The sequence below is a fragment of the Colwellia hornerae genome, assembly GCF_007954355.1.
GTDB classification, from domain to species: Bacteria; Pseudomonadota; Gammaproteobacteria; order Enterobacterales; family Alteromonadaceae; genus Colwellia_A; species Colwellia_A hornerae.
On the sequence record NZ_VOLR01000034.1, the window covers coordinates 16,911 to 35,506 of the forward strand.

At 37.5% G+C, this 18,596-nt stretch carries 16 protein-coding genes, 1 tRNA gene and 1 rRNA gene; 9 read left to right on the forward strand and 9 right to left on the reverse strand.

Annotation, left to right across the window (positions count from 1 at the left end):
- Positions 1 to 125: 125 nt before the first annotated feature.
- Positions 126 to 3,116: a DUF3857 domain-containing protein gene (locus ESZ26_RS17480; RefSeq protein ID WP_146800866.1), complete on the reverse strand. Its 2,991-nt coding sequence runs from the start codon at positions 3,114 to 3,116 to the stop codon at positions 126 to 128.
- Between the two features lie 191 nt (positions 3,117 to 3,307).
- On the opposite strand from ESZ26_RS17480, the gene ESZ26_RS17485 reads away from it, so the two are divergent.
- From ESZ26_RS17485 to ESZ26_RS17505, 5 genes are all read left to right on the forward strand, one after another.
- On the forward strand, positions 3,308 to 3,523 hold the full coding sequence (locus tag ESZ26_RS17485; RefSeq protein WP_146800868.1) for a cysteine-rich CWC family protein: 216 nt from the start codon (positions 3,308 to 3,310) through the stop codon (positions 3,521 to 3,523).
- 141 nt (positions 3,524 to 3,664) lie between these two features.
- Positions 3,665 to 4,450: a CPBP family intramembrane glutamic endopeptidase gene (locus tag ESZ26_RS17490; protein WP_146800870.1), complete on the forward strand. Its 786-nt coding sequence runs from the start codon at positions 3,665 to 3,667 to the stop codon at positions 4,448 to 4,450.
- Between the two features lie 65 nt (positions 4,451 to 4,515).
- Positions 4,516 to 5,460: a prolyl aminopeptidase gene (gene pip / locus ESZ26_RS17495; protein ID WP_146800872.1), complete on the forward strand. Its 945-nt coding sequence runs from the start codon at positions 4,516 to 4,518 to the stop codon at positions 5,458 to 5,460.
- 135 nt (positions 5,461 to 5,595) lie between these two features.
- Entirely contained in the window at positions 5,596 to 7,452 is a 1,857-nt protein-coding gene (locus ESZ26_RS17500) for a M61 family metallopeptidase (RefSeq protein WP_146800874.1), read from the forward strand.
- Positions 7,453 to 7,697: 245 nt separating this feature from the next.
- Complete coding sequence (locus ESZ26_RS17505) at positions 7,698 to 8,129, forward strand: hypothetical protein (protein WP_146800876.1); 432 nt, start codon at positions 7,698 to 7,700, stop codon at positions 8,127 to 8,129.
- A 69-nt stretch (positions 8,130 to 8,198) separates the two neighbouring features.
- Here the strand turns inward: ESZ26_RS17505 and ESZ26_RS17510 are convergent, their stop codons facing one another.
- The gene (locus ESZ26_RS17510; protein WP_146800878.1) at positions 8,199 to 9,239 is read right to left on the reverse strand and encodes a tetratricopeptide repeat protein; all 1,041 of its coding nucleotides are present in this window, start codon (positions 9,237 to 9,239) and stop codon (positions 8,199 to 8,201) included.
- 356 nt (positions 9,240 to 9,595) lie between these two features.
- On the opposite strand from ESZ26_RS17510, the gene ESZ26_RS17515 reads away from it, so the two are divergent.
- A complete protein-coding gene (locus ESZ26_RS17515) occupies positions 9,596 to 10,288 on the forward strand; it encodes a cytochrome b/b6 domain-containing protein (RefSeq protein WP_146800880.1) in 693 nt (230 codons plus the stop codon).
- Between the two features lie 102 nt (positions 10,289 to 10,390).
- Here ESZ26_RS17515 and ESZ26_RS17520 read toward each other — a convergent pair whose 3' ends face one another.
- Positions 10,391 to 10,861 (reverse strand): c-type cytochrome, encoded by a 471-nt coding sequence (locus ESZ26_RS17520; protein ID WP_146800882.1) that lies wholly within the window; start codon positions 10,859 to 10,861, stop codon positions 10,391 to 10,393.
- A 608-nt stretch (positions 10,862 to 11,469) separates the two neighbouring features.
- On the opposite strand from ESZ26_RS17520, the gene ESZ26_RS17525 reads away from it, so the two are divergent.
- Positions 11,470 to 12,120, forward strand: a complete 651-nt coding sequence (locus tag ESZ26_RS17525) for a thiol:disulfide interchange protein DsbA/DsbL (protein WP_146800883.1) — start codon at positions 11,470 to 11,472, stop codon at positions 12,118 to 12,120.
- 92 nt (positions 12,121 to 12,212) lie between these two features.
- Here ESZ26_RS17525 and ESZ26_RS17530 read toward each other — a convergent pair whose 3' ends face one another.
- From ESZ26_RS17530 to ESZ26_RS17540, 3 genes are read right to left on the reverse strand one after another with little or no spacing between them, the layout of a single operon-like run.
- Entirely contained in the window at positions 12,213 to 13,466 is a 1,254-nt protein-coding gene (locus ESZ26_RS17530; RefSeq protein ID WP_146800885.1) for a DEAD/DEAH box helicase, read from the reverse strand.
- 4 nt (positions 13,467 to 13,470) lie between these two features.
- A complete protein-coding gene (locus tag ESZ26_RS17535) occupies positions 13,471 to 13,878 on the reverse strand; it encodes a DUF2750 domain-containing protein (protein WP_146800887.1) in 408 nt (135 codons plus the stop codon).
- Between the two features lie 37 nt (positions 13,879 to 13,915).
- The gene (locus tag ESZ26_RS17540; RefSeq protein WP_070375251.1) at positions 13,916 to 14,392 is read right to left on the reverse strand and encodes an acyl-CoA thioesterase; all 477 of its coding nucleotides are present in this window, start codon (positions 14,390 to 14,392) and stop codon (positions 13,916 to 13,918) included.
- Positions 14,393 to 14,558: 166 nt separating this feature from the next.
- On the opposite strand from ESZ26_RS17540, the gene ESZ26_RS17545 reads away from it, so the two are divergent.
- Complete coding sequence (locus tag ESZ26_RS17545; protein WP_146800889.1) at positions 14,559 to 15,014, forward strand: YaiI/YqxD family protein; 456 nt, start codon at positions 14,559 to 14,561, stop codon at positions 15,012 to 15,014.
- Between the two features lie 23 nt (positions 15,015 to 15,037).
- On the opposite strand, the gene ESZ26_RS17550 is transcribed toward ESZ26_RS17545, so the two are convergent.
- Positions 15,038 to 16,414, reverse strand: coding sequence for a DEAD/DEAH box helicase (locus tag ESZ26_RS17550; RefSeq protein ID WP_146800891.1), 1,377 nt, complete (start codon positions 16,412 to 16,414; stop codon positions 15,038 to 15,040).
- A 213-nt stretch (positions 16,415 to 16,627) separates the two neighbouring features.
- On the opposite strand from ESZ26_RS17550, the gene ESZ26_RS17555 reads away from it, so the two are divergent.
- Positions 16,628 to 18,259, forward strand: a complete 1,632-nt coding sequence (locus tag ESZ26_RS17555; protein ID WP_146800892.1) for a tetratricopeptide repeat-containing response regulator — start codon at positions 16,628 to 16,630, stop codon at positions 18,257 to 18,259.
- Between the two features lie 46 nt (positions 18,260 to 18,305).
- On the opposite strand, the gene ESZ26_RS17560 is transcribed toward ESZ26_RS17555, so the two are convergent.
- Both ESZ26_RS17560 and rrf read right to left on the reverse strand, forming a co-directional pair.
- Positions 18,306 to 18,390 (reverse strand) — tRNA-Tyr (locus tag ESZ26_RS17560).
- 90 nt (positions 18,391 to 18,480) lie between these two features.
- Positions 18,481 to 18,595, reverse strand: a 5S ribosomal RNA gene (gene rrf / locus ESZ26_RS17565).
- Position 18,596: the final 1 nt, after the last annotated feature.

An 18,596-nucleotide genomic window follows, 5' to 3' on the forward strand; every position in this document is an offset into this window, starting at 1 on the left:
ATTCATTATCTCTCAAACTATATTATTAGCATTCAGATGTCTTTATAAATAGATCTTCGTCGCTGATTAATGAATACCAGCAGAGTAAAATAAATCGCTCTCCTTGTATTAATAATAGCGCTAAATTACCTAGCTAATACCCACAGTGCCGTTAACTTATCAACAAATAATTTATCGCCTGCTTTTGTCGAAGAAACAAAAAGTTTGAAGTTAGTGTCATCAAGACGAGTAATTGTCACTATGGTGTTTTCATCTGTTGCTTTTGCATCGGTAACACTGATGTCTTTGATGTCATAGAATGCGACTTTTTCAAGCTGAAAACCATCATTTTCATCTTGCCAATAAGAGAAAACTTCTTTATCGGTGAAGCCATTTCCGTCGTCACGAATAGTTAAAAAAGCATCACTATAAAAATAATGAATGGTTTCATCGACAGCAACAACATTCTGTCGATAAAGGTACTTCATGTCATGCTGCATAATTTCATCTTGAGAAATAACCGAATCACTTGGCAGAAAAGGCGTTTCTTGGGCAACCGTTAAACCTAGTAGTGGTAAACATAATATAATTGCGACAACTCCTTGTATACTGCATCTTGAGTTGTACTGATTAGCCTCACTATTATGACCGTTAATATCATTAATATATTTCACAAAAGGAATGAAGAGTAAAGGTAAGAGCATTATCAACAAGCTTAAAAAAACCTGCTCGGTATAGTTGCCAACTAATGAGAGTATTAAATAAAGCAATGCAAAAATTACCGCTATAAAAGGGAGCATCACTTTGTTTTTATCAAAACGCTCAATACTGTCATTTTTTAATGCTAGAAATAATGGATAGAACCAGAAAATTGAAAAGAAACCTCGTGCTATCGGCATGATATCGCTTTGCTGCTTTAGTTTAATAGCCTGCCAATTTCGATACATCCAATAAGCACTATAAAGTCCAAAGGTAAAAAATGACATAATAATGAATTTAATTAATGCGACTGGAAAAAAATGACTATTAGCGAATACTGGTCGTTTATTCGACTCGATTCGCCAGCTAACAAGAATAGAAACCAAGCCAATAGCATAAGTCCACATTGCGATAATTATCCAACTCGCTAAAGGGCTTTCTTCATCTTCAACGTCAACCGTACTTGCCGTCTGTTTCGCATATTTAGTAATACCATAATAAGCTTTGCTTCTTAATGTTTTTCTTGCCGCAAGATAACTTTCCACTTCATTGGCCGGAATATGATCAGTCTTAGATCGGTATTCAAAGGTTAAATTTAAAATATTATCGGTGAAGGAAACATCACGTTTAAAAAAGAAAAAATCATTGTCTTCAACAAAGCTTTCATCATCAAATTCCCAATTTTTTTCCTCGAACTCTATGATAATTTTATTAATAATATTATTGGGGTAAGCGAACCACAGCGGCGCTGTTCTGGTTACTTGCTTGGGCTTATAAACAGCATTTCGGATATCAGTAGGATAGAAGTTTCTTTCATAATCAACCTCTCCTTTTTTCCAAAACTCATTAATAGTATAGCTTTCGGCTAACGTCAAAATACCTGTTGAATAATCTGTTGTAATATCAACCGCGGAAGTGGCGGTTAATTTAGGATAGGTACTTTGATAAAAAGTTTCATAGTCTGTGGAAAGTTTCTTTTTACCTGCCTGTTCAATTTGACTATGCTTTGCTTGCGCAGTATCACCTAAATATTCACTGACAATGTAATAGGGTACTGCTTGCTCAACATTTTCGCCAATGACATAACGGTCTTCAACATGAGTATAAGAATTGGGCTGACTATTAACCATTGATGTTAGTGCGGTTTCTCCCGATTTAACCACTAAAGCAAATCCATAATCAGGTTGAAAAAGGTGCTCTAAGCGCCCTTCTTGATAACTTAAGGTCGGATCTAACCACATACGCTTACCGTTAAATTCTAAGGTAACAATAACGTGGTTAAACAAATTAACCGCGGGCAATTGTTCAGCAAGGAATTTAGTTGCTTCGGTATTAACTAAGGCGGGATATGCATCAATGCTCAGCGCCTTTAAAAGTGTAATGAACAATAATGCTTTGTCTTTACAGTCGCCATATTTTAACGCTAAGGTTTCATGGGCGGGTGTCGGCAAATGCGAATTAACCCCCATTTCCAAGCCAACATAACGTATGTTGTCTTGCGTATATTTTAATGCGGCTGCAATTTGCGTTGCTTGGCTTTTATTTTTTTGCTTTAGCTCATCGGCAATTTCAACAATAGTTTTATGCTGTTCACTCGGTTGATATAAGGTTTCAGCCCAGACAGCAACATCGCCCCAGTTTTTACTTTCACTAAATGAGACTAAGCCATAAGGTTCATACCAACCCGGCACTTCGCTTGCTGATGAAAGTGTTTCAGCATTATGCATATGCACTTGGTATTCGGTATATTCACCCAGCTTTTTTTCTGTAATTGGCACTGAAACATTGCGCGTGCTGGAAAATAAAGGCTTACTTTTCCCCCAAAGCACTCGCACAAATTGATCTCGTACTGGCACACTCCAACTCAGTGTTCGGCTATAAGCAAAAATACCTTTGTAAACGGGGTTATCGCCATAACGCGTAAAACTATAATCAATGGTGTCACCCACTTGAATATCGTCAAGAAGAATATTCAGGGTTAAAGAGCCATTGTAAATTTGATTTTCTAATTCGGTTTCTCGGTTTAATAATGAAATTTTTGCACTCGACAATTTATCAATGCGTTGACCATCACGAATAATAAATAAGGTATTGAGTACCTGCTTTCGGTAAGTAGGGTCAAAATCGAGATTTATTTGCGATATATAATCAACGCCAGCTTGATTGGTAACCGTTTGAACATAGCGAGAATACCAGGCAATTTTTTCTGTTTCAGATACTTTCCTTTGTGAATCGAGTAATTGATAAAATACACCATCCGTTATTTCATCAACGGGAATATCTGTTGCCAGTGTTATATCTCGAGACTCGACCCAAGTAGGCGCTGCCTCAATGTAAATTTCATCATATTTTTCGCCATGCGTTAAGCTGCTCAGTAAGAGTAAAAAAGCACTAATGATAAATATTTTTATGTGAGGTAAATAATTGAAAATGCGCAAAAAAAATCCTTTTTATTGTTATCATCTAGCTAGTTTGCCTTTAACAAGGTCAATAAAGCAACATTTTTAACAATATTAGCCCATGCGAGTAACAAAACTTACGCTGACTATAAAAGTAAAGTCAGTGTAAGTTTTTCTTGTTATGCTTATTAGGCTACACTGCAGCCCTTAAATTCAAGCGTAAATAATCTATGACTATAAATATAGAGACCAGCAATTGCACGCTTTGCCAACAAAAAAATCGTTGTGATGTTGATTCACCTCAGCAATGTTGGTGCACTTTAGAAAAAGTACCTAAGGCCTTAATTCAACAAGTTCCCGATGAAAAAAAAGGTAAAAGCTGTATCTGCCAAGCATGTATTAAAAGATTCAATTTAGCTGAAAAAAATAACTTCACCGCACTTTAAGATAACCTTCAAGCCACTAATGTTTGTAATTTTTTGGCGCGATAAATACTTAATCCGCACGGACAAAAAACGTTATGCCTGTTTATTGGCAATGTTGCTCCTTAGTACTTTATCTTTATGCCCTAATACCAAGGAAAAACAATGGTTACTGATACACACAAAATAACGCTAGCATTACATGAAACTAACAGTCCGTGGAGCGCTAAAGCAACACTCGGGTTAACCTTACTGTTTTTAATCCTCTACTTCATTATTTCAATTGTTGTTCTTGCCATAGGCTCCAAAATAGAAGCCAACGTCTTCGGAATAAGTTTAGAATACGCTCAGCCCTTTGGAGTAAAAATAAGTCAAAGGTTAGCGCTTGATGGTGACTTTAATGCGCTTAATTATCTGGTCACAGCTTTATGCTTAACCCCCTTGATCTTCTATTGTGCACAAAGAAGAAAGTTATCAACAGCCGCAGCCTATTTAGGTTTTGACAAACGCCCCAGTAAAGCCAGCTTCATTAATTTTAATTTAGCGCTATTAGGCTATTTTATCTTTGCTTACTTTACCTCAAATGCCTTAGGCATAAAAACACCACAAAGCATGATAAATATTTATAACAGCACTGATTATCTATTATTGCTCTTTATTGCCGTAGTAATTGCCGCACCACTTTTTGAAGAACTGATTTTTCGCGGTTTTATCTTTAAAGGATTAGCAAGCTCGCCTTTAGGTGTTATTGTTACCATTATTATCACCAGTGTTTTATTTACCTTAATTCACGCGGGTCAGTACGATATAAGCATACTCGCGGTATTATTTCCTTTAGCCGTTATCCTCGGTGTTTCACGCTATCGTAGTGGCGGTCTTTACCTACCGATTTACCTGCACTTTATAAATAATTTATACTCCAGTGTAACTATGTATTTATTTATGAATTAACACGATAGCGACAACGTTAACCCTAGTGAGATTAATTCATTTCATTATTAAATATGAGCGTATCAATGAACGAACTTTATCCTGAAATCACACCTTTTGATCATTTTTTATTACCCGTTGGTGACCAACATAAACTCTACGTAGAGCAATGTGGTAATCCAAAAGGACAAGCCGTTGTTTTTATTCATGGTGGACCGGGAGCCGGGAGTTCAGCCAATGACCGACGTTTTTTCGATCCTCAGAAATACCTAATTATTTTATTTGACCAGCGCGGTTGTGGTCGTTCGTTGCCTTTTGGTAGTTTAGACAATAATAATACTCAGCTATTAGTTGCCGATATCGAGAAAATTCGTGTCAAGCTAGCGATTAAAAAATGGCATGCTTTTGGTGGTTCGTGGGGGTCGACACTCGCTTTAGTCTATGCGCAAACTCACCCTGACTCAGTGATTAGCTTAGTATTACGTGGTATTTTTTTAGGACGTGCCGAGGATACACGATGGGCATTTGAGGGTGGTGGTGGCACACGAATATTTCCTGATTACTGGCAAGAGTATCTTGATGCCCTGCCTAATGGTGAAATCCAAACGGGTGTTAAAACAGCCTACAATATTATGACAGGTGACGATAAAATAGCCGCCGAGAAAGTTGCACAAGCATGGGCTAAATGGGAAATTCGTTGTTGCACCCTTAAACCTAACAAAGAATTTGTTGCTGCACTAACCGGCGATGATTCTGCTTGGACTCTCTCTCGCCATGAAGCTCATTATATGGTGCATGGCTGCTTTTTATCGGAAAATCAGATACTAGAAAATTGTTATAAGATTGAAAAAATTCCTATGGTTATTGTTCATGGCCGTTACGATATTGTCTGCCCTTTTGATAATGCTTGGCTCTTACATCAACAGCTTCCTAACTCAACATTGTTCAGTACAACTGCTGGCCATGCTTCAATTGAACCTGAAACAAGAGAGCAATTAATTAACGCCACCAATAAAATGCTAACGCTATAATATTGTTTATTCTGAGTTTTTTATAATGTTCAGCATTGCTTAGCTTAATTTTTTTAAAAAGTACTGCTGTATAAAGTAGTAATAGTTCTCTAAACTAAGCTAATAATTATACAATATCAACGCTTAGGATTAAAAATGAGAATTGCCCTCACAGTTCTTTTAGCACTAACCGTGGCTTTTTCAAGCCACTCACTACCTGTTAAAGACAATATCACGCATTATAAAGTATCTTTCGAAAACGCAGTTCATCATGAAGCTGGTATTTCTGTGACATTTCCCAAGATAAAAAGCCAAATTTTAACGGTACAAATGAGCAGAACTTCTCCGGGACGTTACGCTTTGCATGAATTTGCTAAAAATGTCTATAACGTCAGTGCCGTTAACAGTATTGGCGAACCTTTAGCGATTACTCGACCTAACCCTTATCAATGGGCAATAGCCAATCACGATGGTGAAGTCACGGTAACTTATACCTTATTTGGTGACCGCGCTGATGGTACTTATGCTCAAATAGACAGAACACATGCCCACTTAAATATTCCTGCCACTTTTATGTGGGCTTTAGGCCATGAAAACCGTGCAATAAAAGTAGAATTTCAACCTTTTAGTTCTACGTGGAATGTTGCTACTCAACTACAAAAAACCCAAGATAAATATACCTTTACTGCGCCCAATTTAGCGTATTTCATGGACAGTCCGATTGAACTTAGTGCTCATCAGGTGAAAAGCTGGACCGTTCGTTCAAGGGGTAAAGATTACCAAATTAACCTAGCGGTACATCACAAGGGTATAGAAGAAGATTTAGTTGAATTTGCCCGCAAGGCCAAGGCGATAGTTGCTGAACAAGTCAACGTTTATGGGGAATTACCTGCATTTGATTACGGAGAGTACACCTTTATTGCTTGTTATTTGCCTCACGTAAGTCGCGATGGTATGGAGCATAGGAACTCGACCATTCTCACTAATACTCAATCATTAGATGAAGGTAACTTCTCACAAATAAGCACCTTATCTCATGAATTCTTCCATGCTTGGAATGTTGAGCGCATCAGACCTAAGGCACTGGAACCTTTTGACTTTAGTGCTGCTAACATGACGACAAACCTATGGTTCGCCGAAGGTTTTACTTCTTACTATGACAAATTAATGATCCGAAGGGCGCAAGAGTCGACGGTTGATGAATACTTAAAAATTATTACTAAGACGCTTAATCAGGTTAACCAAGTACCCGGTCGACAGTTTTTCACCCCAGAAGGTGCAAGTATGCTGGCAACGTTTACCGATGCGGGAACTTCTATTGATAAAACGAATTTTAGTAATATCTTTTTCAGTTATTACAGCTATGGCAGTGCGATGGCATTGGCTCTAGATTTATCTATTCGCCAACAATTTCCAGGAAAATCGCTTGATGATTTTATGAGAAAGATGTGGACAGATTTCGGTAAAGCAGAAATTCCTTACACCCGTGAAGATTTACGTAGCACCTTAGGTACTTTATTAAATAATGACGCCTTTGCTAAGCAGTTCTTTGAGCAATATATTTATGGGCAAGTAAAGCCAGATTATGCATCACTATTAACTCATGCCGGATTAAAAGTGATCAGTGCCCACCCAGGTGCCGCTTTTCTTGGTCAGGTTAAATTTAAGTTTAGTGGCGAAGCTGCCATTATTGAAAAACCAATAAAAATTGGCTCTCCTCTCTACCAAGCAGGTCTTGAACGTACCGACCAAATCATTAAAGTAGGCCGAAGAACTATAGGTAGCGACAGTCAATGGACAAGTGCATTAGAGCAATTTAAACCCGGTGAAAGTGCAACGATTGAATACATTCAACGTGGCGAAAAACTATCAGCCACGATTACCTTTGTTGAAAATCCTGAAGTGAAGGTAATAACCTTAGCTGATGAAGAGTTGAGTGACTCACAAAAAGCATTTTTATTAGCATGGCTTGGTGCCGATAAAGCTGAAGAAAACACAGCTAAAAGTAAATAAAGTCATGACACTTAGCCCTCAAAAGTGATTAAAGGAGTGAAGTTAACCTAACCATTAACTTTACTTCTTTCAACTGCTTATTGTAAGTTTACAATTTAATCACTTTTATATTACATTTATTACAAATGATAATTATTATCAATAAAGGCTTTATTTTTATGGTGATTCGGATGTAATATATCGGCTATAATTTGTTGTTATGCTAAGAGCTAGTTTCCTTTTAGTGTATTTTATAGGACTTTTTTGTGTCATATTGCCAAGAAAAAATCGAAGAGTTTACTCATGCCATAATCCCTTTATTAGGTGACCAATTAACATGGCGCTGGGAAGACAGATTCTCCGCTATGTTGTCTGAATTCTCTCGTAATAAAAAAGATAAAACGCTAGCCGCACTGCGCCAGCAATTTCAACATGAATGGAATAAAAAAACGGCAAAAAAAGCACCACAAGAAATTAAAGAGTACTTAGGTCCTTTGATTAAACTTAACAAAGATCAACTTATCTTAGCTCGACCTGCCACAGATTCAACACCCGCGATTATAGCGTTATGGTGGCCCTGGGGACACGGTGGCACCTATTCATTGCGTTTAGCGGTATTAGATTCACCTTACGAATACGATGAGTCTGCGCAAAGTGACGGAAAGCTCCTTAGCCGCATAAAGAATATGTTTGCTTAGTGAGCATCGACAATAAAGCCAATATTACAGTTTCAATCTCTTACTTTTAAAGCTATGCCCACCAAGCCTTTATTTGTCTATATGAAAATTAACACCTTGCTCTGATAATACCTTGATAAAATCACTCTTACTGCACTGTGCGACTTGCTGACAAACAATTAGGTATTTATCTATGGCGGGTTGGTGGTCTTGTAAGGCCGCTTCTTGTAACCAAAATAGTGCTTGGTTTAAGTCTTGCTCACCATGCTTACCTGTGATGTAAAGTTCAGCTAAATTAACTTGTCCAAGCTTATAGCCTCTTTCAGCGGAGAGGTTAAATTTTTCAAAGGCTAATTCAATATGGTTATCGATATAGCTAGCTTCTAAAAAAGCTAAACCTGAGTTATTTTGTCTTGCGCCCGGAAAATAAGTACTGCTGATAAAACGCTTTTTAGTGGTAACAACAGGTTTGCCCCTTAATTCATTTTTAATCGGTCTTTCAACCTGATAAATGGCACCTTGCGAACGCATTTGCTGTAATTCAGCAAAATTATAATGATATTCTTTTCTTGAAAAGAAACTAAAGTGGGTTACATGTCCGACTCTAATGCTTTCATCTGCACCGTGCTGCATTCGATAAAATAATCGGCTGTAAACGACTGTTGCCACATCACCGGTAATATCAATGACTTTGCCAATTCTATATTTTTCATTTGGTCGTAGCTCACTAGAAAGGTAACGAAAATCGACATGGTAGAAGTCATTGACTGCCGGTTGTGCAATAAATTGATCAGACAATTGCTGCTGCTTAACTTCACCTTGTACCAAGTAACCTAGGAACATTAACGTTAACAGCGACCCTAAAAATTTACTGACCAGTCGCCATGCAGGAAATAGATTTTTCGATAATTCTTTGACACGCTGTTTTGGCAACGTAGCCGTGTCAGTTTGAACCCAGCATTGCTGACATTGAATAATGGTACTTTTTTTTACTGGATAAAAAGGAATAGACTCAATAAAAAAGAAGGCATATTTAATCACGCCTTTCACTTGATGATGTTCAGAGCCACAATCTGAACAAGTTAACTCGTCTATTACACGGCCTTTAATTATTGATTCACTGTATTCCATTTTATACTCAATTTTTATCCTTGTTATTTTTTATACCATTGGTACAGAAATCATACAAGCATTAATTACGAAGAATTTAGTAGACATTTAAATCAATGGTCAAAAATCGTTATGCTCAATTTATTTCAATAGCGCGGACAGTTTCACTTAGTATCTAACCTTGTCCTAAACTACCTTTTGGTCTGTCATATTTATTATCTTTGAGAGTAAATTTTGCATATTAAGTGATAAATTATCGTCTTAGTTTGATAATGACTCTGTACAATTTCATTTTTAGGTAAAATTTAACTGATACCTTTTTACTTAATAATTTATAGCTATTACACTGCTATTTAATTTCATCGCTGGATTAACTCTTGTCTAAACATGCACTGATTTGGGATTTACCCTTACGAATTTTTCACTGGCTATTTTCCTGTACCGTTATTGCCTCTTGGTATACCTCTGATCAAGATAATAACTTGATTGAGTTACATATGCAGCTTGGTTTTTTTGCCTTAGGGTTACTTGTATTCAGAATATTATGGGGATTTTTGGGTACTAAACACTCACTCTTTAGCTCTTTCTTTCCGACACCTAAACGCCTTATTAAGTACATTAGTGATATAAAAAACAAACAAGTTCAAAAGAGTAGCGGTCATAATCCATTAGGCAGTTTGATGGTCATTTTAATGATCGTTTTAATCAGCTTACAGGCAATCAGTGGTTTATTTATCAATGATGACGTGTTTTCATCAGGACCTTATTACGATAGTGTTAGCAAAGAAGTTGAGCAGGTTATGGTATTTTTGCACCACAATGTTTTTGATTTTATGATAGCTGCTATAGGCTTGCATCTATTAGCTATTGTCTATTATGTACATGTTAAAAAGCAGTCATTAATTTTACCCATGATCACCGGTAAAAAGCTTACCGATAAAATAAATAAAGCTGACGAAATTACTCATTCCAAGTTATGGCTCGCTTTAATAATCTTGTTAGTTGTTGTCGCTTTTGTCTATTGGCTTGTTGTGCTGAACGCACCTGCTATTGAAGAGTATTACTATTAAATCCACGCATATTAATTATCACTAAACTCGCGGTACTATTTGTACAACCGGTGACTACAGTGTTTACTTTTACCACTGAAATCACCGATAAACTCATGCGAGTTATTCCGCTTTAAAGTCATCATGGCAACCGCCACACGTTTTACCCACACCGCCAATCGCCTTTTTAATGAGGCTTTCATCGCCGCTTAACGCTGCTGTTTGTAAACTAGCCGATGCTTGCGTTAAATCTTTAATACGTTTTGAAAACGCATCAGGTTGTTGCCAGATTTTGTTCAAGGCTTCAGTCTTAACTTTATAGGTCGACGTATCAGTACGAGTATAGTCTGCAATCATCATTGATAATTGGTTAATACGCAGGGCATGTTTAGCCACTTTTTCCGCATCAAGTTCAATCTTTCCTTTCGCCATACCACCTAGTGGCCCCATATTACTTCCAAGTAAACTAAAAATTGATTGGCGTAATTCAGTTGCCTTTTCAGCATGTTTTAAAGAGCTTGCGGTATTAGCGATCGCACCCGTAGCCATTACTGTAAAAACACTAGCTAATGCTACTTTTGTAAATAATTTCATTTTATTATTATCCCTATTTTTGATTTTTGTCACTATAACAAAACTGCACCGTTAAGTGATAATTAATGCTATCGCTTAACATCGATTTTGTTACAAACAGTTACGTTAGTTAGACTTGCAAAAAATAAAAGCTTGATCACTTTCAAACAAATAGTCAGTTCATAAATGAACCGACTGTTAAGTCCGGCTATGACTGATTTTTAATAGTATCATCATCACGATAACGCCTTGTTAAGATGTACTGGTTTCATTATTTTTGTGTAATCCTATCACCCTGTGCTCTTCTCTATATGTGACAAAAAATGCTTAATCCTTAGCCTTGTGGTTTAGTGGGATAAGGCGGTGCTAGCATGTCGAAGCATTTGCCATGGTTGTTTAAACAAGTCATAAAAACCTTTATGCTTTATTAAATAAGTATCCTTGTCTTACCGTTATACATTAACAGGAGAACGTATCATCTAATCGGTAGTCTTCGTCATTAGCTATAAATAATTAAGCCGTATCAGCGCTGCGAAATAAATTTTTACATTTAACGATGAACAAACGCATTTTACCTTGGTCTATACTCGCAACAATAAAAATTAATCTACTACTCTCTGAGGATAATAATGAAAGCGCTTAAACAACTATTTGGCGGACTCATCGCCCTTACTTTATTCACCGCGACTGCCGTTTCAGCACAAAACAGTAAATTTGAAGCAGGTAATCACTATATTGTTATATCGGAACAAAGCACCAATAAAGCTGAGTTGCGCGAATATTTTTCATATTATTGCCCTGCGTGTCGAGCTTATGAGCCCTATTTAAATGAATTCGAAAAGGTATTACCCAAAGGGGTTAAGCTGGAAAAAACCCATGTAGACTTTATGCAACAAACTACAGCTGAAGTTCAGTTCATGCTGAGTAAAGCTCTTATTATTGCCGAGAAAACGGCGGTCGCTAAAAAATTCTCTCCGGCCATTTTTAACTATTTACAAACCGATCGTGCGACGATAAATAGCGAAGAAGATATTCGTAACATTTATGTATTGAGTGGCGGAGATGGTGCTAAATTTGATAAAGGCATGAAAAATTTTAGCATTATTAGTGAAGCTAAACGGAATAAGCAGACTCAGGATAAGTTATCAACGGCTCGTCAATTAACAAGTGTTCCTACTATGGTGGTCAATGGTAAATATTTAATCAATGCTAAAGCCCTTGATGAGAAAAACTTTTTCACTGACTACACCGCATTAGTCGCGCACCTGTTTACTTTGTAATATGTAAAATAATACCTAGAGAATATTCACTGCAAATAAAGTATCTCCTTTGTAGAAACTCAATTGCAGTGATATGGCGTTTAATACGCTAACTATCTTCTAGTGTATTTATTTTTGGGTCCTGAGCGTTTTTTAGCATCACTATGCTCACCTAACGCTTTTTTTCTATCGCGCTGTTTCTGACCGCCTTTTCTTGCTGGTTTTTCTGTTTTTGTTAAGTCAGGTTCATAACCAGGATACCATTGCTGCAATAAGCGCGTATCGAGTACCTTTTCAACCGCTTCTAACAACCATTCTTCGCTAGGGCTCATTAACGAAACAGCTACCCCTTCATTACCTGCTCGACCCGTTCTTCCTATTCTATGAATATAATCTTCAGCGATATAAGGGAGTTCATAGTTAATGACATAGTTTAAGTTTGCAATATCTAAACCACGAGAGGCAACATCCGTAGCCACTAAAGCACGGGTTTTTCCTTCTTTAAATTCTGCTAAGGCTTTTTCTCTTGCGCCTTGAGATTTATCACCATGAATCGATTGCGTTTTAATCCCGTCTTTACACATTTCTTTTGCTAAAGCATCAGCCGTTACTTTAGTTCGAGTGAAGATAAGTACTTGTTTCCAATTCTTTGAACCGATTAAAAATGAGGTTAATTCACGCTTTCTATCACTATCAACGGTGTAAAGAATTTGCTCTACTTTTGCGGCTGCAGCATTTCGCTCGCTGACTTCAATTAACTCGGGATCAGTTAATAAGTTTTTACTGAGTTTAAAAATTGCATCGTCGAAAGTCGCTGAAAACAAGAGGGTTTGACGCTTAAGTGGTACCCTATTTAAAATGCGGTCTATCTCATCTTTAAAGCCCATATCTAACATACGGTCAGCTTCATCAAAGACTAAAAATTCTAATTCCGTTAATGCTAAAGAACCATTAATAATATGGTCGAGCAATCGTCCGGGGGTTGCTACTAAAACATCCACACCTTTGTTTAATGCGGTAATTTGTGGGTTAATACTGACACCACCGTAGGCAACGGCAATATTGAGTTCTGTGTTTTCAGCATAACTGACAAAGCTTTTATAGACTTGTTGAGCAAGTTCACGTGTCGGCGTTAACACTAAGGCTCGCACAGGACGATTTTCAGGAAGCGTTACCATTAACTTTTGTAAAATAGGTAAAGCAAAGGCCGCTGTTTTTCCTGTTCCTGTTTGCGCTCCAGCCATAATATCTTTTCCAGCTAAGATCGCAGGAATTGCTTTTAACTGAATAGGGGTGGCTTCATCATAACCAAGTGCTTTTACAGCGTTGGTTAGACTCTTATCTAATGCTAAAGAAATAAAACTCATCTGATTAACGCTGACCTTTGGCTGATTGATTTTTTTGTTTGTTTTTTAGTTCTTGTTCAAGCTCATCTGGGTAGAAAACTAACCCTTGTTCGTTTTGACTAGGAAACACCACTAAGGCTAATTCGTCGTCAGCCAAACCATGTGACCAGTGACTAAACCATTTACTTAATGAAATAGCTTCTGGCTGACATGCTTGCCATTCATCGGTAGCCCACGCTTGGGCGAATTCTTTATGTGGCCAAACAGGTACGCAATCTTCATCTTCAGTATTAAGCATCACACAACCGTGTTCATCTTTTAATATCCAAACTTCATCGTTTGCGACCACTTCTTTTATAAAATAGCTTGCTCGTTGGGCATCATCGTAGTTTAAAATCTGTTTGATTTGTTGTTCATCGAGAGCTTGTACCATAAAATATTCCTATTAGGCGGTTATTAAGTAAACGTGACTATTCTACAAAAATTTGCATTTCTTCGCCGATGAGTTTACGCATTTCCATTAATTTTATCGCTGACTCATTTTGTTTAATATCTTCTGGCGACTCTGGGATCCATTTAGGGATTTTTTCTGATTTACCGTTTTCGTCAACAGCCACCATAATAACAATACAATGAGTTGTTAATGTGCGATTAAGCAACTTTGGATCACAGGCATTTACTTCTAACGCGATATGCATTGATGAATTGCCAGTATAAATCACTTTAGCCTCTACTTCGACTAAGCTGCCAACATGAATTGGGGCAATAAAACGTATTCCCCCTGCATAAGCGGTTACACAATAACGACCACTCCAACCGGCTGAGCATGCATAAGCTGCTAAATCGATCCATTTCATTACGGCACCACCGTGAACTTTACCACCAAAATTTACATCTTGTGGTTCAGCTAGAAATCTTAGGGTAATGTCTCTTTGTGGTTTGTTCATTGGTTAACTCTCTTGTTAAATATTTTTATCGTACTAAGCAGGTATCGTTCCAGCTTGGTATATATATTATTATCCGAATTCTATTAGGTATAACAGCAATCTTCAGATTAAAATAGCCATAGTTTGCACCTAACGAGTGCAAAAAATGAATGTAATAGGGAATAGTATGAAAATTTGGGTCGATGCCGACGCTTGTCCAACCGTTATTAAAGAAATATTATTCCGTGCTGCTGAACGTGCAAAGATTGAAACAATCTTAGTCGCTAATCACTTTATTAAAACGCCACCTTCAAAATTTATTTCTTTTATACAGGTTAGTGCTGGTTTTGATGTTGCCGATGATGAAATAGTTAAGCGTTCAGCAAAGCATGATTTAGTGATCACAGCAGATATTCCCTTAGCGGCGGAGGCTGTAGAGAAAGGCTGTTTAGCCCTAAACCCTCGTGGCGAGCTTTATACCGAGAGTAATATCAGGCAAAGACTTAACATGCGTGACTTTATGGATACTTTACGTTCTAGCGGTATTCAAACTGGTGGTGCTCCCCCGATTAGTCAAGCTGACAGACAGGCATTTGCAAATAATCTCGATCAACTATTAGCAAAACTAAATAAGGCTCATTAAGAGCCTTAATTTAGTGTTCTACATTAGCGTGACGCAGAGTATGGGTCGCCACTACTTTTGGGTGCTGTACTTGCTGGGTTTTTACGACGGCCACCTGCATTTGAATCTTTGTTAGCGTTACTGTCATTTCTGTGACGAGGGTTTTTACTCTTCGGCTTATGACCCCGAGCATTATCGGCAGAACGTTGTCCGTCATGATGCTCAGTTTTAGCTTTTTTAGGCTTGTTGGCTTTTAAAGGTCTTAGTGGACGTGATTCTAATAAAAAATTAAAAGGTTCAAATCCTGGTACTATTTCACGAGGTATATGGGTTTGAATCAAATGCTCTACATCGTTTAATAAATCAATTTCTTCTGAACACACTAATGAAACCGCTTTGCCACTTGCTCCGGCTCGACCGGTTCTACCAATCCTATGAACATAATCTTCTGCAACGTTAGGTAATTCAAAGTTAACAACTTGTGGTAACTGGTCAATATCAATGCCGCGCGCTGCAATATCGGTAGCAACTAAAACATTCACGGTACCATCTTTAAAGTTAGCTAATGCTTTAGTTCTAGCTCCTTGACTTTTATTGCCATGAATAGCCGCCGCTCTTATACCCTCAGCTTCTAATTGCTTGGTTAACTTATTTGCCCCATGTTTAGTTTTCATAAACACTAAGACCTGTGGCCATTCATTATCTTTAATGAGTGCTGTTAACAAGGCTGGCTTTTTCTTTTTATCAACAGGATAAATTACCTGTTCAACTTTTTCAGCTGTGGTATTTCTTGGACTAACAGAGATCTCAACCGGGTTGTTTACTAGGCCTCGAGCAAGGTCACGGATATCTTCTGAAAAGGTTGCAGAAAATAAAAGATTCTGACGTTGTTTAGGTAAGACCGATAATACTTTTTTTATGTCGCGTAAAAAGCCCATATCTAACATACGGTCAGCTTCATCTAACACTAATATTTCAAGTTGCTTAAAACTGACTGCTTTCTGATTATATAAATCAAGCAATCGCCCTGGTGTTGCTACCAATATATCGACACCTTGGCGAAGACGCATCATTTGTGGATTAATTTTTACCCCACCAAAGACAACTGTTGCTGTTAAGGGTAAGTACTTACCGTACATTTCGACATTTTCATATATCTGTGCCGCTAACTCTCGCGTTGGCGTTAAAATTAACGTACGTACTTGGTTAGCCTGTGGCTTGTTGCCACCTGATAAACGTTCTAATATTGGTAATGTGAATCCTGCTGTTTTACCCGTTCCCGTTTGTGCTGCTGCCATGACATCTTTCCCACTTAATACGGCGGGAATTGCTTGTGCTTGAATTGGTGATGGTTCGGTATAACCTTTTTCAGCAATCGCTTTTTGAATCGGGGCAGATAAGCCCAACGAGGTAAAACCCATAGATAAATCTCTTTATAAAAAGTGGAAGTTAGCCAATATACAGCGGCGTTGCAGAATACAGTATAGCCATTATAAGTGCAATTACGAGAAGCCTTATCTGCAAGCAAATAAGCTATATATGCTAATATTTAATTAATGTCAGTTGCAAAGCTAGACAAGCCTAATTAATTCCGTTAAAAGTCTGTATGGTTGCAAGAATAGTAAAGGGAGTATATGAACAAGATTGAATACAGCAAGATGCGTTTTTTAATCGTTGAGAATATTGTCCAATCACGTGATGCATTGAAATTATTTGCTTACACGCTTGGTGCACTAAGAGTTGATACAAGTAACCACGCATCTGATGTATTAACACTTTGTGAAAGCATTCAGTTTGACGTAATTTTACTTGGTTATGACCTGGGTGAAGATAAAAAAAATGGTCAACATATTCTTGAAGAATTAAGATCTAAAAAGTTAATCTCGCGTCATTGCACTATTATTATGATAACCGCTGAGGTCTCACAAGCTATGGTATTAGCAGCGCTTGAACATAAGCCCGACGAATACCTTGCTAAGCCATATACGCTTAATGATCTTTGCATTAGATTAGAACGTTGTTTTGCTAAAAAAACAGCTATGCTTGATATATATAACGCTATGGATAATGAAGACTCTCAAGAGGTTATCTCATTATGTCAAAATATTATCAAGGTTAACTCTATTTATAAGAATGAATGTTTGGGCATTCAATCTAGACAGTATTTCGTCTTAGAAAAGTTTGATAAGGCCCGAGAAATCTATGATGCGTACGCTTGTTCACCTAACTGTCAGTGGGCAGCTATTGGCTTAGGAAAAATAGCATTAGTTGAGCATAACTACGATTTAGCCATTGATTGTTTTAATGCCGTAATAGAATATAACCCACTATATTTAACTGCTTATGATTGGCTAGCTAATAGCTACCAGTTAAACAAACAACCGCTGTTGGCAGAAGATATTTTAGAGAGAGCCTTAGTGATTTCGCCTCTTTCTGTAACGCGTTTAGAAAAATATGCAGACTTGTGCTTAACGAATGAAAACTTCGATAAAGCAACGCTAGCTTTTGCTAAAACTACAGCACTTGCCTTTCACTCTGTTCATAAAAAACCTGATAACACCTTACATTTTGTCGAAGCTCTACTTGAGTCCATGGCAGACTTAGAGCCGCAAAAATCACGTAGGCTAAGTAACAAAGCTTTTAAGTTACTTACAGATATGGTCAGGGACTTTAATTCGATAGAAATTAAGATTCATAGTAAATTATTAGCCGCTAGGCTTCATGATAAAATTAAAGACCCTAGACTTGCTAAAGAAACATTAAAAGAAGCTGAGTTGTTATTAAGAAACTGTAAACACGAAATATCACCAGTCGGTACAATTGCTATTGCTAAGTCGCTAATTGCTTTAGGAAAGAAGTCTTATGCCAATAACTTACTGACAGAGCTAGCGCATGTAAATCCAGATAACTCATCTATACTTTTACAAATAAGTGAGATCACAGATAAACCCAATAGTGATCAATATAGGGCTGCAGCCCAAAATGCTTTAGAGTTAGGTGTTAATTTATATAAAAAACAACAATACAGTCTGGCTATTGATAAGCTAAATAAAGCACTCGTTCATTTTCCTAATCACACAGGTATTAAGTTGAATTTGTTGCAAGTATTACTTGTTTCGTTTGAAAAAGATAATCAGAGGGTTGGCGATCTAGTACAGGCTGAGGTATTAATTAAAGCATTAACACTGATCGAATCAACTAGTGAGTTTTATACACGATTTAAAAAATTAAATGATAAGTATTCAGATATGATGAAAATTAGCTAACCGCTAATAGCTTTGAATTAATTGATAAAATATTATTTAAATGAAGTGGTGGAGGGAGGTGGATTCGAACCACCGAAGGCTGAGCCATCAGATTTACAATCTGGTCCCTTTGGCCACTCGGGAACCCCTCCACGGGGCCGATAATTCAACTAGACAGTTGCATTATCTTAAACAGCCGCTTAACAATGCCACTTAACGGTCATTATTAAACTTAATTAGGCGCCTAGCAATGTCCTACTCTCACATGGGAACTCCCACACTACCATCGGCGCTACTGCGTTTCACTTCTGAGTTCGGAATGGGATCAGGTGGTGCCACAGTGCTATTGTCGCTAGAC